21 protein-coding genes are annotated in these 23,309 nt (G+C 73.7%); 13 read left to right on the top strand and 8 right to left on the bottom strand.

Going from position 1 to position 23,309, the window contains the following annotated elements; translation table 11 throughout:
* Positions 1–108: 108 nt before the first annotated feature.
* Positions 109–648 carry a hypothetical protein gene (locus tag BX286_RS29905; RefSeq protein WP_121016843.1) on the top strand — a complete coding sequence of 180 codons (540 nt, stop codon included), beginning with the start codon at positions 109–111 and terminating at the stop codon, positions 646–648.
* Between the two features lie 30 nt (positions 649–678).
* Here the strand turns inward: BX286_RS29905 and BX286_RS29910 are convergent, their stop codons facing one another.
* Positions 679–1,410, bottom strand: a complete 732-nt coding sequence (locus BX286_RS29910) for a MerR family transcriptional regulator (RefSeq protein WP_079430615.1) — start codon at positions 1,408–1,410, stop codon at positions 679–681.
* An 85-nt stretch (positions 1,411–1,495) separates the two neighbouring features.
* Between BX286_RS29910 and BX286_RS29915 the strand changes: the two genes are divergently transcribed.
* A complete protein-coding gene (locus BX286_RS29915) occupies positions 1,496–3,385 on the top strand; it encodes a long-chain fatty acid--CoA ligase (protein WP_121016845.1) in 1,890 nt (629 codons plus the stop codon).
* Between the two features lie 277 nt (positions 3,386–3,662).
* Here the strand turns inward: BX286_RS29915 and sph are convergent, their stop codons facing one another.
* Complete coding sequence (sph, locus tag BX286_RS29920; RefSeq protein WP_079432055.1) at positions 3,663–4,652, bottom strand: sphingomyelin phosphodiesterase; 990 nt, start codon at positions 4,650–4,652, stop codon at positions 3,663–3,665.
* Between the two features lie 141 nt (positions 4,653–4,793).
* On the opposite strand from sph, the gene BX286_RS29925 reads away from it, so the two are divergent.
* A complete protein-coding gene (locus BX286_RS29925) occupies positions 4,794–5,684 on the top strand; it encodes an oxygenase MpaB family protein (RefSeq protein WP_121016847.1) in 891 nt (296 codons plus the stop codon).
* Between the two features lie 36 nt (positions 5,685–5,720).
* Here BX286_RS29925 and BX286_RS29930 read toward each other — a convergent pair whose 3' ends face one another.
* Complete coding sequence (locus BX286_RS29930; RefSeq protein WP_079432056.1) at positions 5,721–7,223, bottom strand: M1 family metallopeptidase; 1,503 nt, start codon at positions 7,221–7,223, stop codon at positions 5,721–5,723.
* Positions 7,224–7,551: 328 nt separating this feature from the next.
* On the opposite strand from BX286_RS29930, the gene BX286_RS29935 reads away from it, so the two are divergent.
* From BX286_RS29935 to BX286_RS29960, 6 genes are all read left to right on the top strand, one after another.
* Complete coding sequence (locus BX286_RS29935) at positions 7,552–8,418, top strand: SCO6745 family protein (protein WP_079430618.1); 867 nt, start codon at positions 7,552–7,554, stop codon at positions 8,416–8,418.
* 96 nt (positions 8,419–8,514) lie between these two features.
* The gene (locus BX286_RS29940; protein WP_121016849.1) at positions 8,515–10,953 is read left to right on the top strand and encodes a Tex family protein; all 2,439 of its coding nucleotides are present in this window, start codon (positions 8,515–8,517) and stop codon (positions 10,951–10,953) included.
* A gap of 296 nt (positions 10,954–11,249) precedes the next feature.
* Entirely contained in the window at positions 11,250–11,702 is a 453-nt protein-coding gene (locus BX286_RS29945; RefSeq protein ID WP_237293159.1) for an ImmA/IrrE family metallo-endopeptidase, read from the top strand.
* Entirely contained in the window at positions 11,692–12,888 is a 1,197-nt protein-coding gene (locus tag BX286_RS29950; protein ID WP_079430621.1) for an MAB_1171c family putative transporter, read from the top strand. The genes BX286_RS29945 and BX286_RS29950 overlap by 11 nt, the downstream gene beginning before the upstream one ends.
* Before the next feature lie 69 nt (positions 12,889–12,957).
* Positions 12,958–13,740 carry an SDR family oxidoreductase gene (locus tag BX286_RS29955; protein WP_121016851.1) on the top strand — a complete coding sequence of 261 codons (783 nt, stop codon included), beginning with the start codon at positions 12,958–12,960 and terminating at the stop codon, positions 13,738–13,740.
* 65 nt (positions 13,741–13,805) lie between these two features.
* Positions 13,806–14,030: a hypothetical protein gene (locus BX286_RS29960; protein ID WP_100862462.1), complete on the top strand. Its 225-nt coding sequence runs from the start codon at positions 13,806–13,808 to the stop codon at positions 14,028–14,030.
* Between the two features lie 72 nt (positions 14,031–14,102).
* Here the strand turns inward: BX286_RS29960 and BX286_RS29965 are convergent, their stop codons facing one another.
* A complete protein-coding gene (locus BX286_RS29965) occupies positions 14,103–15,740 on the bottom strand; it encodes an ABC-F family ATP-binding cassette domain-containing protein (RefSeq protein WP_121016853.1) in 1,638 nt (545 codons plus the stop codon).
* Between the two features lie 38 nt (positions 15,741–15,778).
* On the bottom strand, positions 15,779–17,041 hold the full coding sequence (locus BX286_RS29970) for an SLC13 family permease (protein WP_121017765.1): 1,263 nt from the start codon (positions 17,039–17,041) through the stop codon (positions 15,779–15,781).
* 114 nt (positions 17,042–17,155) lie between these two features.
* Here BX286_RS29970 and BX286_RS29975 point away from each other — a divergent pair, with 114 nt between their 5' ends.
* Together BX286_RS29975 and BX286_RS29980 are read left to right on the top strand one after the other, a co-directional pair.
* Positions 17,156–18,124 (top strand): GlxA family transcriptional regulator, encoded by a 969-nt coding sequence (locus BX286_RS29975; RefSeq protein ID WP_121016855.1) that lies wholly within the window; start codon positions 17,156–17,158, stop codon positions 18,122–18,124.
* Between the two features lie 270 nt (positions 18,125–18,394).
* On the top strand, positions 18,395–19,039 hold the full coding sequence (locus BX286_RS29980; protein WP_079430626.1) for a DJ-1/PfpI family protein: 645 nt from the start codon (positions 18,395–18,397) through the stop codon (positions 19,037–19,039).
* Here BX286_RS29980 and BX286_RS29985 read toward each other — a convergent pair.
* The gene (locus BX286_RS29985; RefSeq protein WP_237293160.1) at positions 19,008–19,787 is read right to left on the bottom strand and encodes an enoyl-CoA hydratase/isomerase family protein; all 780 of its coding nucleotides are present in this window, start codon (positions 19,785–19,787) and stop codon (positions 19,008–19,010) included. The two genes, BX286_RS29980 and BX286_RS29985, sit on opposite strands and share 32 nt — an antisense overlap.
* A gap of 80 nt (positions 19,788–19,867) precedes the next feature.
* Between BX286_RS29985 and BX286_RS29990 the strand changes: the two genes are divergently transcribed.
* Complete coding sequence (locus tag BX286_RS29990) at positions 19,868–20,527, top strand: HdeD family acid-resistance protein (protein WP_079430628.1); 660 nt, start codon at positions 19,868–19,870, stop codon at positions 20,525–20,527.
* Between the two features lie 94 nt (positions 20,528–20,621).
* Positions 20,622–21,152, top strand: a complete 531-nt coding sequence (locus tag BX286_RS29995; RefSeq protein WP_079430629.1) for an ATP-binding protein — start codon at positions 20,622–20,624, stop codon at positions 21,150–21,152.
* A 48-nt stretch (positions 21,153–21,200) separates the two neighbouring features.
* Here the strand turns inward: BX286_RS29995 and idi are convergent, their stop codons facing one another.
* Together idi and BX286_RS30005 are read right to left on the bottom strand one after the other, a co-directional pair.
* Positions 21,201–21,803, bottom strand: coding sequence for an isopentenyl-diphosphate Delta-isomerase (gene idi, locus BX286_RS30000; protein ID WP_079430630.1), 603 nt, complete (start codon positions 21,801–21,803; stop codon positions 21,201–21,203).
* 131 nt (positions 21,804–21,934) lie between these two features.
* Positions 21,935–23,185, bottom strand: a complete 1,251-nt coding sequence (locus tag BX286_RS30005) for a bifunctional class I SAM-dependent methyltransferase/N-acetyltransferase (RefSeq protein ID WP_121017766.1) — start codon at positions 23,183–23,185, stop codon at positions 21,935–21,937.
* Positions 23,186–23,309 lie beyond the last annotated feature (124 nt).

Below are 23,309 nucleotides of genomic sequence, written 5' to 3' on the forward strand. Positions count from 1 at the left end.
CGCGCAGGACCAGGGCCGGGATGCGGGGGCGCCCGATGCGGTGCACCAGACGGGTCGAACATCGAGGTTCCCGACGGTTACACGCACGGCGTCGCGAGCCGCGACTCGATGCTGTTCTACAACGCCGACACCGGTGCCGGGGAGAGCGGCACCTTCAGGGGAGGCAAGTACACCCGCGTCCAGACCTACGACAACTTCTCGACGGCGTGGACCCACGTCGTGGCGTCGGGTGACTCGGCCCTCTTCTGCAACGCCGACAACGGCCAGGGCGGCACCGGCACCCTGCGCAACGGCCGCTACCACCACGTCCGCTCGTACGACAACTTCAGCACGGGCTGGGATTCCCTCGCCGCCTCGTGTGACACGGCGGTCTTCGTCAAGTCCGGCGAAGTCGGCCTGGCCCTGGCGGACAACGGCTCCCAACTCCGCTACCGCATCGCCCGGGCGACCGACGGCAAGGTCGGCGCCTTCCGCGACATCGGCACGTCGGGCGTGTGGGAGGAAGAGGGCCGGACCGGCGACAGCCTGTTCTTCTACAAGACGGACGGCACCGCCTGGACCTCGAAACTCAGCGGGAACACCTACGCCAACGTCGGATCTCTGCCCGGGGTCTCCTCGGGCTGGTCGTTCCTCGTGGGCGGCGTGTGAGTCCCCAAGCACCTTTTCAGCGGGCGGCGTTCACCCGGATTCCGGGGCGAACGCCGCCCGCAGTTCATCCTTCAGCGACCGTTGGAAGGCCGTCACCAGGGCCTGCACCACCATCGGCTGCATGTGCGCCGACAGGGCCTTCATCGACTCGATCCGCTCCTGATCGCTCTCACCCTCGGTGAACGGCCCCCACACCTCGTCCCGGAACAGCGCCGTCAGCTCGTGCGCCGCCGTCCGCGCGTGCTCCAGCAGGATCCCCCGCGCCACCAGCAGCGTCTCGTGCGCGATCGGCACGTCCAGCAGCGCCACCCCCAGCCGCAGCAGCCCCGCCTCCACCCGGAAGCCGCCGTCCGACTCCGCCACCACGTTCATCGCGGCCAGCCGGCGCAGGTCCTCCTCCGACAGGCTCCGCCCGGCGCGCTTCTCCAGCTCCGCCCGCGACACCTCCAGCGCCGCGTCCGGCGCCCAGGTCGCCACCAGCGCCCGGTGGATGGCCAGGTCGTGCGGGCTCAGGTCGTCGGGGAGGGCGTCGAGGTAGCGCTGGATCGCCGACAGGGTCATGCCCTGGTGCTGGAGCTCCTCGATCAGCGCCAGCCGCGACAAGTGCTCCGGGCCGTAGTGGCCCACCCGCCGAGGTCCGATCACGGGAGGGGGCAAAAGGCCGCGCGTGCTGTAGAACCGTACGGTGCGGACGGTGACACCGGCCCTCGACGCCAGCTCGTCGACGGTGAGCATCGGCTCGGTCGCCCGGTGGTCGGCCATCGTCCGCTCCTTGCTCTCTGCTGCACGGCTTGGGTTCAACAGTATTGCTGTCGCACCAACGATGTGAAACGGCCAGGAGCTGCCCATGACCACGAACCTGCGACTGCCCGGACGTCCCGAAGACCTCACCCTGCCCGCTCTGCTCGCCCGCAACGCCGCCGAACACCCCGACCTGCCCGCCCTCTCCTGGCGCACCGGGGGCGTGGGCGGGGGCACGGACGGGGGCGCGGACGGGGGCACGGGCGCGGAGGGAGGCGGCGCCGGCGGGTGGGAAACCCTCACCTGGAGCGAGGCCCGCCGCCGTGTCGCCGTCCTCGCCGCCGGATACACCGCCCTGGGCGTCGCCCGCGGCGAACACGTCCTGCTGATGATGGGAAACCGGCCCGAGCACTGGCTCAGCGACCTCGCCCTCGTCCACCTCGGCGCCGTCCCCGTCACCGTCTACGGCACCTCCGCCCCCGAGCAGATCGCCCACATCGCCCGCCACAGCCGCGCCCGGCTGGCCGTCGTCGAGGGCGCCCGCGAACTCGCCCGCTGGGCCCCGCTGCTGGACGACCCCGCCACCCCGCTGGAGCGGCTCGTCGTCGTGGAGGCCGCCGAAGCCGGCCCGCACGCCACCTACGGCTCCCTCTACGCGAGCGGCGCCCGCCTGCACCGCCCCGACACCTTCGAGAAGGCCTGGCAGGAGAGCCGTCCCGAGGACCCGCTGACCGTCGTCTACACCTCGGGCACCACCGGAGACCCCAAGGGGGTGCGGCTCAGCCACCGCAACATCCTGCTCCAGTCGGTGCGCCTCGACCGGCACGTGGAGCTCCCCGAGCACGCCGAGCACATCTGCTACCTGCCCTTCGCCCACATCGCCGAGCGGATCCTCGGCATCTACCTGCCGCTGCTGCGCGCCGCGCACGTGCGGCTGGTCGCCGACCCCACCGCCGTGGCCGGCGCGGTGCGCGAGCTGCGGCCCGTGCAGTTCTTCGGCGTGCCACGGGTGTGGGAGAAGCTCGCCGCCGGCGTACGGGCGGTGCTGGCGGGGCTTCCCGAGGAGCAGCGGCGGGCCATCGACGGCGCGGGGGACGTGGCCCGGGCCCTGGCCGGGCACCGGGAGCGCGGCGAGGAGGTCCCGGCCGCGCTGGAGGCCTCGTACGCGGAGGTGAAGGAACGGGTACTGGACCCGCTGCTGCGGCTGGCGGGTCTGGACCGGCTGGTCTGGACGGCCAGCGCCACCGCGCCGATGCCGATCGACGTGGTCCGCTTCTGGGCGGGCTGGGGGATCACCATCATGGACGCCTGGGGCCTGACCGAGACCTCGGGGGTGTGCACCGTCAACAGCAACACCCCCGGCGGCTTCCGGCTGGGCTCGGTGGGCCGGCCCATCGAGGGGCTGGAGCTCAGGCTCGCCGAGGACGGGGAGGTCCTGACGCGCGGAGCGACCGTCTTCGACGGCTACCTGCGGCCCGACGGCACGGTGGAGGGCGCCGCCGACGCCGAGGGCTGGTTCCCCACCGGGGACATCGGCCGGCTGGACGAGGACGGCTTCCTGTGGCTGACGGACCGCAAGAAGGAACTGATCATCACCTCGAACGGCAAGAACGTGGCCCCGGCCCTGGTGGAGAACACCGTCAAGGAACACCCGCTGATCGGCCAGGCCCTGGTCCACGGAGACGGCCGCTCCTACCTGGTGGCCCTGCTGGTCCTGGACCCCGAACTGGCCCCGGCCTGGGCCGCCGCCCGGGGCATCGAGGCGGCCACCCTGGCGGACCTGGCCGCCCACCCGGCGGTCCTGGAGGAAACGGCCCGCGCGGTCGAGGCCGCCAACGCCCGCCTCAACCGCACGGAACAGATCAAGCGCTACCGCCTGCTGGCCGAGGAATGGGGCCCGGAAACGGGCGAACTCACCCCGACGCTGAAACTGCGCCGCAGGGTGGTGCGGGAGAGGTACGGAGCCTTGCTGGAGGGCTTGTACGAGGGACCCTGAGCCCCGGGCCGGGGGGCCTGGCGGCGGGCTCGCGGCGCGGGCCCGCCATCTCCCCCTCGAGGGGTCCCGGCCGACCGGTGCTTGCCCACCCGCCTCCCCGGCTGCGGGGCGGCGGGTGGTCCGGCCCCTCCCTGGGGAGCGCCCTTGACAGGGCGGCCCGAACCGGAAGGACAGTGGGACTGACGGGAAAGCCCCAACCCGTCCCTGAGACCGCCCCGCCGGGATCCCGCCACTGCGAGGTCCCGGCCAGCTCTTGGCTACCGCCCGGCGGCCGTCGCTAGCGGCCCACCACCGGGTAGTGGTCCGAGAGGTTGGAGTAGGTGTACGACGTGCCCCAGCTGGAGACCGTCCAGGGGGTCGACTCCTCCTTGACCACGTTGTTCTCCCAGCCCGACGGGCGGGCGTTGCCCTTGCGGTAGAGGACGTAGTCCAGGTCCTCGCGGGGGTCCGTGGGGTAGCGGTAGTTGGCGATCGAGTTGAGCGCCGTGTCGAAGGAGTACGGGTGGCCCGTGCGCGTGTCGGCGGGGGCCAGGTCGAGGTCGGTGAGCATCGAGGAGTACTCCGGGCTGCGGGAGTCGACGTTCATGTCGCCCGCCACGATGACCTGTTCGTCCGCCGGGATGTTCTTGGCGTCGAGGAAGGCGTCTATCGCCTTGAACTGGCGGCTGCGCATCTGCGCCGCCTCACCCGTGCCGCAGCCGGAGTCGGTGGACTGGGCGTGCGTGCCGACGACGTGCACCTTGGTGCCGTTGACGTCCAGGACCACGTACGCGAAGCCCTTGTTGGACCACCAGTCGGAGCCGCAGGCGTCCTTGTAGATCACCTGCTCCTTGCGCAGCACCGGCCACTTGCTGAGGATCGTGACGCCGCCGTCCTCCGGGGTGGTGGCGGAGTAGGAGCCGCCCGTCGCGTCCCAGCCGCTCTTGCTGCGGCCCACGACCGGGGTCTGGTACGGGTACTGGGCGGCGGCGTTCGCCTTGAGCGCGTCCGACGCGCCGTTGTCGAAGGCCTCCTGGAGCACCACCACGTCGCGGCCCTGGAAGAAGGAGGCCTTGGGGATCTCCGCCGCCCGGTGGTCCTGGCCCCAGTTCGGGTACAGGTTCTTGCTCATCAGGAACGTGTTGTACGTCAGGACGCTCAGCCGGGGAGCGGAGCCGCTCTGGGCCGCCGTGGCGGCGGGGGCGCAGGAAAGGGCGAGGGCTGCTGCTGCGGCGGTCGCGGCGACGGCCGTGGCGGCGGCGCGGCTGCGGTGCGAGATCTGCGGCATGGAGGTCTCCAACATGTCCGGTGGAATCCTGCGGGGGAAGATCGACGCCGTCATCCAAGCAGCCACGGTTACTTCGGGGTAACACCCGTGACAAGACTTTCTGTCCGGACCAAGACTTCTCGCGCTCGCATAATTGACCTCATGAACCACACTGGTCACATCACCCCCCAAAGCCCCCCGAGGCGTCTCGATCCCGAGCCCCCGCCGCCGGGCGGGGTGCTGTGGACCACCGCCGGGGACATCCGCTCCCTGCTGACCCTGCCCGCCGCCTTCACCATGCAGGTCGCCCACCCCGCCGTCGGCGCCGGCGTCGACCAGTACTCGGTCTTCCGCACCGACCCCTGGGGGCGCGGCGAGCGCTCCCTGCGCTCGGTGATGCTGTGGGTCTACGGCGGGGACGAGGCCGCCGCCGAGGGCCGCCGGGTGCGCCGCCTGCACAAGGAGATCCAGGGCACCGACACCCGGGGCCGGCGCTACCACTCCCTCGACCCGGCCTGCTACGCCTGGGTGCACGCCACCGGCTTCCCGGTCGCCCAGTACGCCGGCCGCTACCTGTTCCGCCCCATCACCCCCGCCCAGGAGCGGCAGATGTACCGGGAGTGGCTGCAGGTCGGCCGGATCCTGGGGCTGCGCGACCGGGACATGCCGCAGACGGTCGAGGAGTTCTGGCCGTACTACCACCGGATGCTGGCCGAGGAGATAGAGCCGACCAAGGTGGCCCGCGAGCTGGTCGCCGTCGATGCCGACCTGCCCCGCCCCGAGCCCGCCTCCCCGGCCCTGCGGCTGCTGCTGCGGCTCACCTGGCCGCTCCTGCGCACCGGCTACCTGCGCTTCCGGGCCTTCGTCACCGTCGGCTACATGCCGCCCGACGCCCGGGCGGCCATCGGCCTGGAGTGGACCCCGGCCCAGGAGCGCCGGCTGCGGCGGTTCAGCACCGCCGTACGGATCCTCGTGCCGCTCCTGCCCGAACGGCTGCGCTACCTCCCGCAGGCCCGCGCCGCCCGGGCACGGTGGCGCGCCGGGGCCCGCTGAGGGGCCCCGGCGCGCCGGTCCGCGTACCGTCGTGGATCAGTGGTCGTGGATGTTGTTCGTCGCGGCGATCTTCTTCCAGGACTTCGGCTCCACGGCCGGCTTCGCCGGGGCCTGGAGGGAGCGGGCGCCGGGCTTGGCGGCGGGGGCGCCGAAGGCCGGCTTGCCCGGGGTGTACAGCCAGGTGTCGAAGAGCTGGGCGAGCGGCTTGTTCGAGATCTTCTCCGCGTACCGGACGAAGTCCCCGACCTTGGCGTTGCCGTAGGCCCGCTCGGTGGGCCAGCCCTTGAGGATCTGGAAGAACGTCTCGTCGCCGACCTCGTTGCGCAGCGCCTGGATGGCGATCGCGCCCCGGTCGTAGACGGCCCCGTGGAACTGGTTCTCCGCGCCCGGGTCACCCGGCTTGACCTGCCAGAACGGGTCCTCGGCCGGGCGGGTGTCGTACGCCCACTGGGCGAGCTCCTGGGCGGTGCCCTCGCCCTCCTTCTCCGACCACAGCCACTGGGCGTAGCGGGCGAAGCCCTCGTTGATCCAGATGTCCTTCCAGTTGTCCACGGACACGCTGTCGCCGTACCACTGGTGCGCCAGCTCGTGCACGACGACCGAGACGTTCGCGCCGTTCGCGAACTGGCGCGGGCTGTAGAACGGCCGGGTCTGGGTCTCCAGCGCGAAGCCGGAGGGCACGTTCGGGACGTAGCCGCCCAGCGCGTTGAAGGGGTAGGGGCCGAAGACCGACTCCAGCCACTCCGCGACCTCGCCGGTCCGCTCGACGCTCGCCCGCGCCGCGCCCGCGTTGTCGCCCAGGTCCCGGCTGTAGGCGTTGAGGATCGGCAGGCCGCTCGCCGTCTTGTCGGTGGTGATGTCGAACTTGCCGATGGCGAGGGTGGCCAGGTAGGTGGCCTGCGGCTTGTTGGAGCGCCAGTTGTAGCGGGTCCAGCCGAGCCGGGAGGACTGCGACTGGAGCACGCCGTTGCTGATGACCTGGGTGCCGTCGGGCACGTTGACCGAGATGTCGAACGTGGCCTTGTCCAGCGGGTGGTCGTTGCTCGGGAACCACCAGACCGCCGAGTCGGGCTCCTGCGCCGCGATGCCGCCGTCCGGGGTGCGCTGCCAGGCGGACCAGCCGTCGATCTTGAACTCCGAGGGCTTTCCGGCGTACTTGACGACCACGGTGGCCTGCTTGCCCTTGGCCAGCGGCTGCGCGGGGGTGACCTCCAGCTCGTGCGCGCCGGAGGTGGCGAACTTCGCCTTGGCGCCGTTGACCCGGATCTCGCTCACCTTCAGGCCGAAGTCCAGGTTGAACCGGGACAGGTCCTGCTTGGCGGTGGTCAGGAGGGTGGCCGTGCCCTCCAGCAGGTCGGTCTTCGGCTGGTACTGCAGGCGCAGGTCGTAGTGGGAGACGTCGTAGCCGCCGTTCCCGCTCTCCGGGTAGTAGCCGTCGCCGATGCCCGGCGCGCCCTGGACGGTCCCGGCCGCCGACGCCGGGATCACCAGCAGGAGGGAGGCGGCCAGGACGCTCGGGGCGATCAATTTGCGGTACACGAAGAGCTCCAAGGGGTAGGGGAGACAGATCGGTTCATCCGTCGACGGTCGTCGGTCGTACGTCGTACGTGGTCCGACCGTATTCACCCGTGGCGACTCAGGTCATGTCCATGGCCCCTGCTGTCACACGATCGCCATTCGGCCGTCACGATCACGGCCCACCACGGTGTCCCGGCCGTGGGACGGGCGGCCCGGAAGGCGCTTTCCGGGGCCCGCCCCTGCCCACGGGGCCGGGCGCAGGTTGGCGCGAATGCGCCCGCCCGCGCTCGAGGGACGCCCGCCAGGGCAGGGGGTGTGCTCCATACCGGCTAGTCGGTAGGGTGCGGTCATGACGATCGACGCCCCCCACGCCGCACGCCGCTGCTGGCACGCCGCCATCAACCCCCTGCACGCCACGAGCTACTTCTCCCCGGAGCTCTTCGAGGAGCTGGGCGCCCTCGGCGTCACCGACCGGGTGGCCGTCAACCTGGCCAGCCGCTCCGCGGCCATGGGCGCCGTCGGCCCCGGCGTGGTCACCGCGACCTTCTACAACTACCGCCACGACCTCGTCACCCGGCACCTCCCCGCCGTCTGGGACACCACCACCCCCGAGCAGGTCCTCGCCGCCCGCCTGCGCGCGGTGGACCGCTCGCTGCGCCGCCTCCTCGGCCCGGAGACGATCGCCTCGCCCGAGCTCGCCGAAGCCGCCGACCTCGCGATACGCGCCACCGAGGCCTGCACCCGGCACGGCCGCACCCTCTACGCCGCCCACGCCGACCTCCCCGTCCCCGAGGAACCGCACCTGCGGCTCTGGCACGCCACCACCCTCCTGCGCGAGCACCGCGGGGACGGGCACCTCGCCGCGCTCCTCCTCACCGGCCTCGACCCGCTGGAGGCGCTGGTCAGCCACACCGCCACCGGCCGCGGCATGACGGAGAAGTGGGTCAAGTCCATCCGCGGCTGGGAGCAGTCCGACCTCGACGCCGCCGCCGACCGGCTGCGCGCCCGCGGGGTCCTCGACGGCGACGGGGAGCTCACCGAGGAGGGCCGCGCCCTGCGCGAGCGGCTCGAGACCGAGACCGACCGGCTCGACGCCGCTCCGTACGAGCACCTCGGCGCCTCCGGCGTCGCCCGGCTCCACGCGCTCGGCGGGGCCCTCGTCCAGCAGGCCATCGGCGCCGGCGCCTTCCCGCCCGACCTCTTCGGAAAGGGCTGAGGGGCTCCCCGCAGCCGCCACCGGCACCTGCCACAATTGCAGCCTTCCACGCATACGCACGAAGGCACGAAGACAGGCGGGACCGCAGTGACGACGATGTCCATCGAAGGCCGGATCGCCGAGGAGCTCGGCGTACGGGAACGGCAGGTCAAGGCCGCCGTCGAGCTGCTCGACGGCGGCTCCACCGTGCCGTTCATCGCGCGCTACCGCAAGGAAGCGACCGAGATGCTCGACGACGCCCAGCTGCGCACCCTGGAGGAGCGGCTGCGGTACCTGCGCGAGCTGGAGGACCGCCGCGCGGCGGTCCTCGACTCCGTACGCGAGCAGGGCAAGCTCGACGCCGAGCTGGAGGCCCGGATCAACGCGGCCGACACCAAGGCCCGGCTGGAGGACATCTACCTGCCCTTCAAGCCCAAGCGGCGCACCAAGGCCCAGATCGCCCGCGAGGCCGGCCTGGAGCCGCTCGCCGAGGGGCTGCTGGCCGACCCCTCCACCGAACCGGCCGCAGCCGCGGCCGCGTTCGTCGACTCCGCCAAGGGGGTCGCCGACGCGGCGGCCGCCCTGGAGGGCGCCCGCGCCATCCTCACCGAGAAGTTCGCCGAGGACGCCGACCTCATCGGCGACCTCCGCGAGCGCATGTGGGGCCGCGGCCGCCTCGCCGCGAAGGTCCGCGAGGGCAAGGAGGAGGCGGGCGCCAAGTTCTCCGACTACTTCGACTTCGCCGAGCCCTTCACCGCCCTGCCCTCCCACCGCGTCCTCGCCATGCTGCGCGGCGAGAAGGAGGACGTGCTCAGCCTGGAGCTGGAGCCCGAGGAGCCCTCCGACACCCCCGGACCGTCCACCTACGAGGGCCTGATCGCCCGCCGCTTCGGCATCGCCGACCGGGGCCGGCCCGGTGACAAGTGGCTGGCCGACACCGTCCGCTGGGCCTGGCGCACCAAGATCCAGGTCCACCTCGGCATCGACCTGCGGACCCGGCTGCGCGCCGCCGCCGAGGACGAGGCCGTACGGGTCTTCGCGGCCAACCTCCGCGACCTGCTGCTTGCCGCCCCGGCCGGCACCCGCGCCACCCTCGGCCTCGACCCCGGCTTCCGCACCGGCGTGAAGGTCGCCGTCGTCGACGCCACCGGCAAGGTCGTCGCCACGGACGTGATCCACCCGCACGTTCCCGCCAACAAATGGGACCAGTCCCTGGCGACCCTCGCCCGCCTCGCCCGGGAGCACGGCGTCGAGCTGATCGCCATCGGCAACGGCACCGCCTCCCGCGAGACCGACAAGCTCGCCGGGGACCTGATCACCCGCCACCCCGAGCTCGGGCTCACCAAGGTGATGGTCTCCGAGGCCGGCGCCTCCGTGTACTCGGCCTCCGCCTTCGCCTCGCAGGAACTGCCCGGCATGGACGTCTCCCTGCGCGGCGCCGTCTCCATCGCCCGCCGCCTCCAGGACCCGCTGGCCGAGCTCGTCAAGATCGACCCGAAGTCCATCGGCGTCGGCCAGTACCAGCACGACCTGTCCGAGGTGAAGCTCTCCCGCTCCCTCGACGCGGTCGTCGAGGACTGCGTCAACGGCGTCGGCGTCGACGTCAACACCGCCTCCGCGCCCCTGCTCTCACGCGTCTCGGGCATCAGCGGCACCCTCGCCGAGAACATCGTGGCCCACCGCGATGCCAACGGCCCCTTCCGCAGCCGCAAGGGCCTCAAGGACGTCGCCCGCCTCGGCCCGAAGGCGTACGAGCAGTGCGCCGGCTTCCTGCGCATCCGCGGCGGCGACGACCCGCTCGACGCCTCCGCCGTGCACCCCGAGGCCTACCCGGTGGTGCGGGCGATGGGCAAGAAGGCGGGCGGCGAGGTGGCCGCGCTGATCGGCAACACCTCCGTCCTGCGCTCCCTGCGCCCCGACGAGTTCGTCACCGAGGCCTTCGGCCTGCCCACCGTCACCGACATCCTGCGCGAGCTGGAGAAGCCCGGCCGCGACCCGCGCCCGGCCTTCAGGACGGCCAGCTTCAAGGAGGGCGTGGAGAAGATCGGCGACCTGGCCCCCGGGATGGTCCTGGAGGGGGTCGTCACCAACGTGGCCGCCTTCGGCGCCTTCATCGACATCGGCGTCCACCAGGACGGCCTGGCCCACGTCTCTGCCCTGTCGAACACCTTCGTCAAGGACCCGCGGGACGTCGTGAAGCCCGGCGACATCGTCAAGGTCAAGGTCCTGGACGTGGACATCCCGCGCAAGCGGATCTCCCTCACCCTGCGGCTGGAGGACGAGGCCGGCGCGGAACGCGGAGCCGGTGCGCCCCGCCAGCGCGACGAGCGCCGCGGCGGCGGCCGTCCCCCGCAACAGCGCGGCCAGGGCCAGGGCCAGGGACGCGGCGAAGGCCAGGGCCAGGGCCAGAGCCGGCGCGGCGACGGCCGGCGCCAGGGCGGGCAGGGCGGCGGCGAGCGGTCCGGCGCCCCGGCCCCCGCCAACAGCGCCATGGCCGATGCCCTGCGCCGCGCCGGCCTCACCGGCGGCGGCCGGGACGACCGCCGCAAGCGGTAGCCGGCCCGGCGGGCGGGGCCGGCAGCCCTGGCCGGAAAACGCCCACGTGGGAGGGCCGTCCTTGCCAACTCCCGCACGTGATCTGTAGGCATGGTGGAACGCCCGTTCGTCTCGCGCGGACGGGCGTTCCGCGTTTCCCCTCAGGACCGCACTCCCGAGGCCGCCTCAAGGCACAGGACGTTATGCCGATGCCCACCCACGCCTACCGACGCTGCCCGAGAAAGGGTCCGAAGAGGGAACACATGCCCTACCGGAATCTCAGCCTGCGCAGACGCTGCGAGATGATTCTCGGTCACATGGATCTGACGCACCCGTTCTCCCTGGACACCCTGTGCGCCCGCATAGCCGACCGCAGAGGCCGTCCGATCCGTCTCCACCCGCTGCCCCGCGAGGCCGCCGAATCCGGCGTCTGCGGCCTGTGGGTGGGCACCGAGACCGTGGACTACGTCTTCTACGAGGCCCACACCACCCCCCTGCACCGCGAGCACATCGTGCTCCACGAGCTGGGTCACATCCTCTTCGGCCACCACTCCCTGGAGGGCGAGGAGATCGACGGCCAGGCCCCGGTGGTCCTCGGCCGCACCAACTACACCACCCGCCAGGAGCAGGAGGCGGAGATGCTCGCGAGCATGATCCGCATCCACACCTCGGGCACGGCCCACCCCCGGCCCGCCCCCGGCCCGCGCGGCGCCCTCGCCCGGCTGGAGTCCGCCATGGGGTACGAGCGGGGCCACCGCCATGGCAGCTGACCTCGCCGCCTTCGGCGACAGCCTGGCGGTCCCCAGCGTGGTGTGCCTGTGGGCCGCCGTCCTGCTGCGCGCCCCCGGCGCCCTGCGCTCCCCGCAGCAGCGCGGGCTCTGGCTCGCCGTCGCCACCGCGGCCGCCGCCATGACCCTGAACCTGCCCGACGTCGTCACGTACGCCATGAGCCGCGGCGCCTCGTACGCGCACACCATCGGCCTCGTCCGCAACCTGATCGGCGTCCTGTCGGCCGGCGCCGTGCTCTACTTCGTGGCCGCCGCCACCCGAGGGCGAAGGCTCCCGCTCGCCTCCTGGGTGGGCACCCTGGTCTGGCTGGGCGTGCTCGTCGCCCTGGACGCGGCCGCGCCGGCACACGGCACGCACACCATCCCCAACTCCGGCGCCCCCGTCCCGTCCTTGCCGTACTGGCTCGTGCTGATCTCCGCCCACCTGATCGCCAACACCATCTGCGTGTACGTGTGCTGGCGCTACAGCCTGCGCACCGAGAGCCGCGGACTGGCCGCCGGGCTGCGGCTGTTCGGCCTGGGCACCGGCCTCGCCTGGCTGTTCTGGTTCGCGTACCTGCTCAAGGCCCTGTTCGCCAGCACCTGGGCGGTGCCCGCCCTGCCGCTGCTGATGAACCTGCACGGACTGCTGCGCGCCGCCGCGATCCTCGTCCCCACCCTCTTCACCCTCCGCCACGCCCTCGCCGACACCGCCACCGCATGGCGGCTGTGGCCGCTGTGGCGGGACCTGGTCCAGGCCGTTCCGCACGTGGTCCTCTCCCGGCCCCGCGCCGGACGGGTGCTGGAGCTGATCTGGCCGCCCGTTCCGCGCAACCTGCTCGTCTACCGCAAGGTCATCGAGACCCGCGACGCGATCCTGATCCTGGGGGAGTACGTGGCCCCCGGAGTGCCCGAGCTCGCACGCGGCCACGTCGCGGGCAGCCGGATCCCCGAGCAGCGGCAGACGGCGGCCGCGCTGGCCTGCGTACTGAAGGAGGCCCGGCGGGCCAAGCTCGCCGGACTGCCCGGACAGCCGGCGCAGGCCCCCGCCCTGGAGCTCCCGGCCGCGATGCAGACCTCCGCGGAGGGCGGCGGCCTGAAGGACGAGGCCCGCTTCCTGGTGGACGTCGCCCAGGCCTACGCCTCACCCGAGACCTCCGCCTTCGCCCCCGGACCGGGCGCCACGTGAACCGGGCGAGCCGCACGAACCGGGTGCACCACCGGCACCCGTCCGCAACACCGAGGAAGTGACACCCCTTTGACCACCACCGTCCTGATCACCGGGGCCAGCGCCGGCCTCGGCGCCGCCTTCGCCCGCGGCTTCGCCGCCAAGGGCTGCGCCCTGGTCCTCGTCGCCCGGGACAAGGCCCGCCTGGAAGCCGTGGCCGCGGAACTCGCCCGGGACTTCGGGACCGTCAGCGAGGTACTGCCCGCCGACCTCCTCGACCCCGACGGCTGCGCGGCCGTCGCCGCCCGGCTCGCCGACGCCGCACGGCCCGTCGACGTCCTGGTCAACAACGCCGGGTTCGGACTGCCCGCGCCCTACCCGTACAACCCCGTCGAGGACGAGGAGCGGATGCTCGACCTCCTGGTGAAGGTCCCCCTCCGCCTCACCCACGCCCTGCTGCCGGGGCTCCGGGAACGCCGCCGGGGCGCCGTGCTCAACGTCTCCTCCGTCGCGGGACTGCTGCCCACCGGCACCTACGGGGCGGCGAAGGCCTGGGTCACCGCCTTCAGCGAGTCCCTCCGGGTCGACATGGCACCGTACGGGGTCCGGGTGCTGGCGGTGGTGCCCGGCTTCACCCGCACCGAGTTCCAGCAGCGCGCCGGGTCCGACGTCAGCTCCCTGCGCGACGGCGTGTGGCTGGAGCCGGAGGCGGTGGTGGCCAAGGCCCTGCGCGACCTCGCGCTGCGCCGCCCGGTCAGCATCACGGGCCGCCGGTACCAGGCGTACGCCCTCGCGGTCCGCCACCTCCCGCGCACCTTCGTGGCCGGCCGGATGGCCCGCAAGCGCAGGGCCCCCGCGGACCGGACGGGCTGAGCCGGCCGGTTTGCGGGGCCGCCGCCGGGGAAGCCGCCGGACCGGGGGACAGAGGAGGTTGTGCCATGGACGAGCAAGGCGGCGCGGGCGGCGTCCCGCTCCACGACGACGACGGGCAGCAGCGGCGCAAGCCGCACGCGCGGCGGGGCACGGCCGGGGACCCGGGGCGGAAGTCACCCGGACCGGTCCGGCGCGAGGACACGGACGAGGCCAGCCGCCTCGACCGCCCCGGCACCCCGGACCCGGCGGACCCCCGCAAGCAGCGCGGCCACGCCCACGGCCACGGCTAGGCGGCCCCGACCGGACCGCACCGCGCGGACGGCCCGGGCCCCGAGACGTTCCAGGGGCCCGGGCCGCCGTGCTCAGAGCTCGGTGACCTTGCCGTCCGCGACCTCCAGGCGCCGGGTCACGTGCACCGCGTCCAGCATGCGGCGGTCGTGGGTGACCAGCAGCAGGGTGCCCTCGTAGGCCTCCAGAGCGGACTCCAGCTGCTCGATCGCCGGCAGGTCCAGGTGGTTCGTCGGCTCGTCCAGGACCAGCAGGTTCACCCCGCGGCCCTGGAGCAGCGCCAGCGCCGCCCGGGTGCGCTCGCCCGGGGAGAGGGTCGCCGCCGGGCGCAGCACGTGCGCCGCCTTCAGGCCGAACTTGGCCAGCAGCGTCCGCACGTCCGCCGGCTCGGTGTCCGGGACCGCCGCGCAGAAGGCCTCCAGCAGCGGCTCCTCGCCGAGGAACAGCCCGCGCGCCTGGTCGACCTCGCCGACCAGGACGCCCGAGCCGAGCGTGGCGGAGCCGGAGTCCGGGGCCAGCCGGCCCAGCAGGACCGCGAGGAGGGTGGACTTGCCGGCACCGTTGGCCCCGGTGATCGCCACCCGGTCCGCCCAGTCGATCTGCAGGCTGGCCGGCCCGAAGGTGAAGTCCCCGCGCTTGACGGCCGCTTCGCGCAGGGTGGCGACGACCGAACCGGAGCGCGGGGCCGCCGCGATCTCCATGCGCAGCTCCCACTCCTTGCGCGGCTCCTCGACCACCTCCAGCCGCTCGATCGCCCGCTGCGTCTGGCGTGCCTTCGCGGCCTGCTTCTCGCTGGACTCCCCGCGCAGCGCCCGGCCGATCTTGTCGTTGTCGGAGGACTTGCGGCGGGCGTTGCGCACGCCCTTGTCCATCCAGTTGCGCTGCATCTGCGCGCGGCCCTCGAGGGCGGCCTTCTTGTCGGCGTACTCCTCGAACTCCTCGCGGGCGTGGCTGCGGGCCCGCGCGCGCTCCTCCAGGTACGACTCGTAGCCGCCGCCGAAGAGCTTGATCTGCTGCTGCGCCAGGTCGAGTTCGAGGACCTTGGTGACGGTCCGCGTCAGGAACTCGCGGTCGTGGCTGATGACGACCGTGCCCGCGCGCAGCCCCGTCACGAACCGCTCCAGCCGCTCCAGACCGGCCAGGTCCAGGTCGTTGGTGGGCTCGTCGAGGAGGAACACGTCGTAGCGCGACAGCAGCAGCGACGCGAGGCCGGCGCGGGCCGCCTGGCCGCCGGACAGGGCCGTCATCGGCAGGTCCAGGCTCACCGCCAGGCCCAGCTCGTCCGCGGTCTCCTGGGCCCGCTCGTCCAGGTCGGCGCCGCCGAGGTCCAGCCAGCGGTCGAGGCTCTGCGCGTACGCGTCGTCGGCGCCCGGGGTGCCGTCCACCAGCCCCTGCGTGGCCTCGTCCAGCGCCGCCTGCGCGGCCGCGACGCCGGTCCGGCGGGCCAGGAACTCCCGTACGGTCTCGCCCTCCCGCCGCTCCGGCTCCTGCGGGAGGTGGCCGACCGCCGCACCGGGCGGGGAGAGCCGCAGCTCACCGGTCTCGGGGGTGTCCAGCCCGGCGAGCAGCCGCAGCAGGGTCGACTTCCCGGCGCCGTTGACGCCGACGAGGCCGATGACGTCGCCGGGCGCGACGACGAGGTCGAGGCCGGCGAAGAGCGTGCGCTCGCCGTGCGCGGCGGTGAGGTTCTTGGCGACGAGGGTTGCAGTCATGATGCCCCGATCCTATCGGCGCGCCGCGCGCCGCCGGCCTACCCGCCGGTCAGCCGCAGCCCGGCCCACAGGGCGGCCACCGCCGCCGCGAGGGCGGCGGGGGTGGTGAGCAGCCCGAGGCGGGTGAAGTCGCCGAGGCGGACGTCCTCGCCGTGCGCGTGCAGCATCCGCCGCCACAGCAGGGTGGCCAGCGAGCCCGCGTAGGTCAGGTTGGGGCCGATGTTCACCCCGATCAGCACGGCCAGCACCACGCCCGGCCCGCCCGGCGCGGCCAGCGGGAGCAGGGCGAGGACCGCCGGGAGGTTGTTGATCAGGTTGGCGAGCACGGCGGCCACCCCCGCCACGGCCAGCAGCGCGGGCAGCGCGTCCCCGTCGGGCAGCAGCCACTCCAGCCCGTCGCCGAGCCCGTGGTCCACCACGGCCCGTACGACCACGCCCAGCGCGAGCACGAACACGCAGAACGCGGGCGCGGTGGAGGCCGCCAGCCGCCGCGGGGTGGTCTCGCGGCGCCACAGGGCCCGCACGCCCAGCACCACCGCACCGGCCAGCGCCGCCCAGGCCGGGCTCGCCCCCGCGAGCGAGGCCACCGCGAAACCCGCCAGGGTCAGCACCAGCACGGCCGTCGCGAACCGGGGCAGCGGCGCGGGCTCCGCCACCCCGGGCACGTGCTCGGGCGGGGCCGCCAGGTCGGCCCGGAAGTACCGGCGGAACACCGCGTACTCCACCGCGACGGCCACCGCCCAGGGCAGGGCCATCAGCACCGCGAACCGGGTGAAGGTCAGCCCGCTCGCGGCGAAGGCCAGCAGGTTCGTCAGATTGGACACGGGCAGCAGCAGCGAGGCCGAGTTCGCCAGGTGGGCGGTGGCGAACACGTGCGGGCGCGGCCGGGCGCCCAGCCGGGCGGACGTGGCCAGCACCACCGGCGTCAGCAGCACCACCGTGGCGTCCAGGCTGAGCACGGCCGTCACCGCCGCGGCCACCAGGAACACCCCGCCCAGCAGCCCCGCCGCCCCCCGCCCGGCCGCCCGCCGGGCCACCGCGGCCCCCGCCGCACGGAACAGCCCCTCGTCCGCGCACAGCTGGGCGAGGGCCAGGATCACCGCCAGGAACCCGACCACGGGCAGCAGCCCGCACAGCTGCTCCCAGGCGTCGGCCGGCGACACCACCCCCAGCGCGACGAGCAGCCCGGCCGCCGGCACGGCGGCCGCCGCCTCGGGCAGCCGGCGCGGGCGCACCACGGCGAACGCCAGGACGAGCAGCAGCAGGGCGCAGGACAGGGACTCGGCGAGGACGGTGTTCAGGGGGGCACTCCGGACGGGGCGGGAAGGACCGGCCAAGGATCGCACGGGCTCCGTGTCCGGAAAGGTGGGACGCCCGTCATTGCGGCCATCGTGGAGGCGTCACACCATGGAGCCATGCCACAGCGAGACGTGCTCGTCGTCCTCTACGACGGGGTCCAGAGCCTGGACGTGACCGGCCCCGTCGAGGTCTTCGACGGAGCCGGCCGCTGCCGCCCGGGCGACGGCGGGTACGCGGTCCGTACGGTCTCCCCCGGAGGCGGCCCGGTCCGCACCGGCAGCGGGCTGACCCTGGTCCCCGACGGGGACCTGGAGGACGCCCGCCCCGGCCCGGACACCACCCTGCTGGTGCCCGGCGGCCGCTACACGGGGGACTTCGACCCGAGGATCACCGACTGGCTGCGGGCCCACGGGGGCCGGGCGGGCCGGCTGGTGTCCGTCTGCACGGGCGGCCTGCTGCTGGCCGAGGCCGGGCTGCTGGACGGGCGGCGGGCGGCCACGCACTGGTCGGTATGCGAGCGGATGGCACGGGACTACCCGCGGGTGACGGTGGAACCGGACCCCATCTACGTCCGGGACGGCCACGTGGCCACCTCGGCCGGGGTCACCGCCGGGATCGACCTCGCGCTGGCTCTGGTGGAGGAGGACCTGGGGCGGGACGTGGCCCTGCTGATCGCCCGGCACCTGGTGGTGTTCCTGCGCCGGCCCGGCAACCAGGCGCAGTTCAGCGCCCAGCTCGCGGCGCAGACCGCCCGGCGGGAGCCGCTGCGGGAGGTGCAGCACTGGATCAGCCAGCACCCGGGCGGCGACCTGAGCGTGGAGGCCCTGGCGGCCCGGGCCGCGCTGTCCCCGAGGCACTTCGCGCGGGCCTTCCAGGCCGAGACGGGGGTGACGCCGGGGCGGTACGTCGAGCGGGTGCGGGTGGAACACGCGCGGCGGATGCTGGAGGAGTCGGGGGAGGGGGTGGCCCGTATCTCCCGCGAGTGCGGCTACGGCACTCCGGAGGCGCTGCGCCGTGCCTTCGTCCGGACCCTCGGCCAGTCCCCGACCGAATACCGCCGCCGCTTCGGACCCCCGGCGGTGTAGGCGCCCGCAGGGGCTCCGGCCCCAGACCCCCGTACGTATCGCCCCCCAACGGCGGCGGGGCCACCCATGGCCCCGCCGGCGTTTGAGGCGCGGGGTCAGGGGCGCAGCCCCTGGGAACGGGCGAAGGGCGGGTGGGGGACCAGCCCCGACCAGTCCCGACCAGTCCCGACCAGCCCCGCGCAGCGGAAATCCGGGCTCGCGGGCCCGGCGCACCACGGGCAGCCCCGCCGGGGCGGCCGTCAACGTCACAGCAACCCCTCCGGAGGAGACGTGCAGATCGCCGTCCTGCTCTACGACCGCTTCACCGCCCTCGACGCCATCGGCCCCTACGAAACCCTCAGCCGCCTCGACGGCGCCGAGACCGTCTTCGTGGCGGAGCACAAGGGCCCCGTGCGGACCGACAACGGCGCGGCCGTCCTCGTCGCCGAGAAGTCGCTCGACGAGGTGCCGCGCCCCGACATCGTCATCGTCCCGGGCGGCCCGCACCCCGAGGTGGAGATGAAGAACCCCGCCGTCCTCGACTGGCTGCGCTCCGTGGACGCCACCTCCACCTGGACCACGTCCGTCTGCACCGGCTCGCTGCTCCTGGCCGCCGCCGGACTGCTCGACGGGCGGCGGGCGACCAGCCACTGGCTGTACCTCGACCAGCTCGCCCCCTTCGGGGCCGAGCCCACCGGCGAGCGGGTGGTCTTCGACGGGAAGTACGTCACCGCCGCCGGGGTCTCCTCCGGCCTGGACATGGGGCTCGGCCTGCTCGGCCGGATCGCGGGGGACACGTACGCCCAGACCGTGCAGCTGATGTGCGAGTACGACCCCCAGCCGCCCTACGACGCGGGCTCCCCGGCCAAGGCCCCGGCCGAGATCGTCGCCCGGCTGCGTTCCGCTAATCCCCTGACGGACCGGGGCGCCAGCTGAACGACGGGTCCCGGCGTTCCAGGAAGGCGGCGACACCCTCCGCGGTGTCGCCGCTCGCGGCCGCCTGGCCGCTCCAGTACGCGTCCCGGTCGGTGCGGCCGTCCGCGAACTCCTTCGCCGCGGCCTGCGTCAGCTGCGAGCGCGCGGTCAGGGTCCGGGTGAACTCCGCCACCCGCTTGTCCAGTTCGCCGGCCGGCAGCAGCTCGTTCAGGAACCCGGCCCGCAGCGCGGTCTCCGCCCCGATCAGCTCGGCCGAGAAGAGCAGGTACTTCGCCCACGCCGGGCCCACCACCGAGGCCAGCCGGCGGGTGGAGGACGCCGGGTAGACGATGCCCAGCTTCGCCGGGGTCACCCCGAAGCGGGCGCCCTCCTCCGCGAACCGCAGGTCGCAGGCCGCCGCCAGCTGGCTGCCGCCGCCCACGCAGAAGCCGCGGACCGCCGCGACCGTCGGCTTGGGGAACGCGGCCAGGGCCTCCTCCGCCGCGACCGCCAGGGCCGGCGGATCCTCGTCCCCGGTGAGGGAGGAGATGTCGGCGCCCGCACAGAAGGTCGGACCGGCCCCGGTCAGCACCAGGACCCGTACGGCCGGGTCGGCGGCCAGCCCCGGCAGCAGCTCCGGCAGCGCCCGCCACATGGCGGCCGTCATGGCGTTCCGCTTCGCGGGGTGGGAGATGGTGACCGTGGCCACCCCGTCGGCGACCGTGTGGCGGAGGGCTGCTTCCCGGGCGGCGTCCATGGCTGCGTCCATGCGCCGGATGCTATCCGGGGGTGACGATCCTATGATCAAGGGGACTCCGTCCCCCGGGGGGTGCAGGAGGTGGCATGCCCATGAGCGCCGACCGAAGGGCCGAGCGGAAGCAGCCGCAGCAGCAGGAGAAGAAGAAGCTCAACCGCAGCTTCGGGCTGCTGGCGCTCCTCGGGGTGGTCCTGGTGCTGGCCGGGCTGGTGGGCCTGGTCTACGCCGGGGTGGCGACCCTGACCTCGATGTTCCTCTTCGGCTGGCTGCTGCTGATCGGCGGCCTGGTCGGCCTCGCCCAGGCGGTCCAGTCCCGCAAGAGCAACTACTTCTGGCTGGCCGTCATCGTCGCCGCGGTCAACCTCGCCGCCGGGTTCGTGATCCTGCGGCGCCCCGAGGCGGGCGCCGAGGCGCTGACCATGTTCGCCGCGCTGCTCTTCCTCACCGGCGGCGTGTTCCGCCTCGCGGGCTCCCTGGTGGTGCGCGGGCCCAACTTCGGGCTGTCCCTGATCCAGGGCGCCTTCGGGATCCTGCTCGGCATCCTGATCCTCTGGGAGTGGCCCGGCAGCAGCCTGTACGTGATCGGGACCTTCTTCTCCCTGGCCCTGCTGTTCGACGGGCTGAGCCTGGTGGCGGTGGGGATGGGCGCCCGGCGGATCCTGGGTCTGGTCAGGGAAGACGCGGGGAACGGACAGGACACGGCAGACGCTGCCAAGCGGAGCGTGGCGGATCAGGAACAGTCCAACAACTGACTCCGTCATACGCCGGCGGTCAGAATGTGTGCGATTGCTGCTGACTTCTGGTCAGCGGAGCGGTCCGGACCAGGCGGCTCGCCACTCTTGACGCGTGGAGACGATCGAGCGTGAAGACGGGGGCCGGAAGATGGACGACAGCGGGAGCATCCCGCAGGCCAGGGGAGGTGAGCCGGCCGCTCCGGCCGACCCCCTCATGTACGAGGGAGTGTGGCGCTTCACCGCGCCGGCGGTAGAAGAATCCGTTCCGCAGGCGCGCCGGGCGGTCCGCGACCTGCTCGGCCGCCAGGGGGTGCCGGCCTCGCAGGACCTGGTGTACTCCCTGCTGCTGATCGTCTCCGAGCTGGTGACGAACTCGGTCCGGCACGCCGCCCTGCTCTCCCCCGAGGTGGCCGTCGAGGTGGCCGTGGGCCCGGACTGGGTCCGGGTGGCCGTCGAGGACGACCACCCGTACCGGCCCAAGGCGCTGGAAGCCGACTTCGGCCAGACCGGCGGCCGGGGCCTGCTGCTGGTCAGGGAGGTCACCCTGGAGGCCGGCGGGGTGTGCGACGTCGAGCACACCTCCACCGGCGGCAAGGTGATCTGGGCCGCACTGCCGCTCAAGGCCCCGGCCCGGCCCGTGTGAGACCCCGGCCCGCCGACGGGCCCGCACCGCACCCGAACGGCGCAGCGGCTACCAGCCGGCCGCGTCGCCGGTCAGCTCGCGGATCGCGGGACGCGCGGCGTCGAGCACCGTCATGAACCAGGCCGAGAAGGGCGCCTCCGCATGCCGCTTCGCCAGCTCCTCGGCCGTGACGAAGGCGGTGTCCCCGACCTCTTCCGGATCCGGGGCCGGCGACGCCTGGGCGAGTCCCACGAACAGGTGGTTGTACTCCTGCTCGACCAGCCCGGACGCGGGGTCCGGGTGGTTGTAGCGCACCGTCCCCGCCTGCGCGAGCAGCGAGGGCGAGAGCCCCAGCTCCTCGTGGGTGCGCCGGGCGGCCGCCGCGAACGGGGACTCGCCGGGGTAGGGGTGACCGCAACACGTGTTCGACCAGACGCCGGGGGAGTGGTACTTCCCGAGGGCGCGCTGCTGGATCAGCAGCCGGCCCTGCTCGTCGAAGAGGAACACGGAGAACGCCCGGTGCAGCAGACCGGGGGCCTGATGGGCGGAGAGCTTCTCCGCCGTGCCGATGGTGTTGCCGGACTCGTCGACCAGTTCGAGCATGATCGATTCTTGAGCGCCGGTGCCGGCGGACGCGCTGTTGTTGGCGTCAGTGGCTGATGTGGTCGGCATACCCATCCTTCGCTTCGGACTTCGGTCTTCAGTCTGCCGTACAAAAGGGGCTTGTCCCCACTTCGGTCATCCGCGCATGTCCGGCCCCCGCCGCGTGGTAAACGGCGGGGGCCGGACGGCCCGTCAGGGCCTCAGAGGCCGAAGGGGGCCGGATACCCGATCGTGCCCGCGGGCACCGGAACGGAATCGTCCAGCACCAGCGCCATCATGGCCCCGTCCGGCACCTCGAAAGGAGCCCGGATCCCGTAGCGCGACGCCGGGACGAACCCGAAGCGCGGGTAGTACGACGGATGCCCCAGGACCAGCACCAACGCCTCCCCCCGCGCCGCGGCGGCCGCGAGCAGCGCCCGTACCACCGCACTGCCGGCGCCCGAGCGCTGGAGTGCGGGAACGGCCGCCACCGGAGCGAGCGCGAGCGCCGGCGCGCCGTCCACCTCGCAGCGGGTCAGCAGGGCGTGCGCCGCCACCGACCCGTCCGGGCCCTCGGCCACGTACGACAGCCCCGGCAGCCAGGAACCGTCGGCGCGCAGCGCGTCCACGAGATCGGCCTCCAACGGGGTCTCGAAGGCCGCCAGGTTGACGCCACGCACGGCCGTCGCGTCGGCCGCGGTCTCGGGCCGGGTCTGCCAGCGGCCCCCGTCCGGGGCGGGGTCTCCCGCGGTCACCGGGGCCAGCACCCAGCCCCGGTAGCCGTACTCGTGCCCGTGCCGCTCCCGTACGGCGAGCTCCTCGCGCACGGCGGCCAGCGCGGCGGACTGCGCCGGGGTGGCGGCGGTGAAGGCGGCGGCGCGCTCGCCGAGCGGCCCGTAGTACCCGGCCCAGTCGGAGTCCGGCTGGAGGACGTCGCCCAGCAGCCGGTAGCCGGCCGCCTGGACGGCCGCGGTGTTGCGGGCGGTGGAGCGCAGCGGGTACTGGGGGTCCCAGAAGGCCCGGGCCCCGGCCGAGGGCTCCTCGGCGGTCCACTCGCACTCGCTGAGCACGATCCGGCCGCCGGGGGCGAGGAGCCGCTTCCATGCGGTGAGCGCCCGGTCGAAACCGAGGACGAACGCGGAGCCCTCCGCCCACACGAGGTCGAAGGAGCCGTCCTCGAAGGGGAGCGCCCCCATGTCGGCGCGCACCGCGCGGACCCGTCCGCCGAGGCCCCGGGCCGAGGCGGCGGAGCGCAGCTCGTCCAGGAACGGCTCGTACAGGTCGACGGCGGTCACCTCGGCGCGGCCCGCCCCGCCCGCCTCGGCGGCGAGCAGCAGGGCGCTGCGGCCCGGACCGCAGCCGATGTCGAGGACGCGCGGCCGCTCGGGCAGCGGTCCGCACAGGGACAGCAGGTGCCGGGTGGTGGTGTCGGAACCGGGGGACTGCCGGGGCAGCCCGCGGTGCAGCTCCATGAACGCCGCGAAGACCTCGCCGGCGGAGCTGTCGTGGTCGGTGGTGCTGGTGGTGCTGGTGGTGTCGGTCAACGTGAACCCTTGAACGGGGGCTCCGGCCGACGGGGCCTGTCGCTGGGTGAGG

Source organism: Streptomyces sp. 3211.6 (assembly GCF_003634815.1).
GTDB classification, from domain to species: Bacteria; Actinomycetota; Actinomycetes; order Streptomycetales; family Streptomycetaceae; genus Streptomyces; species Streptomyces katrae_A.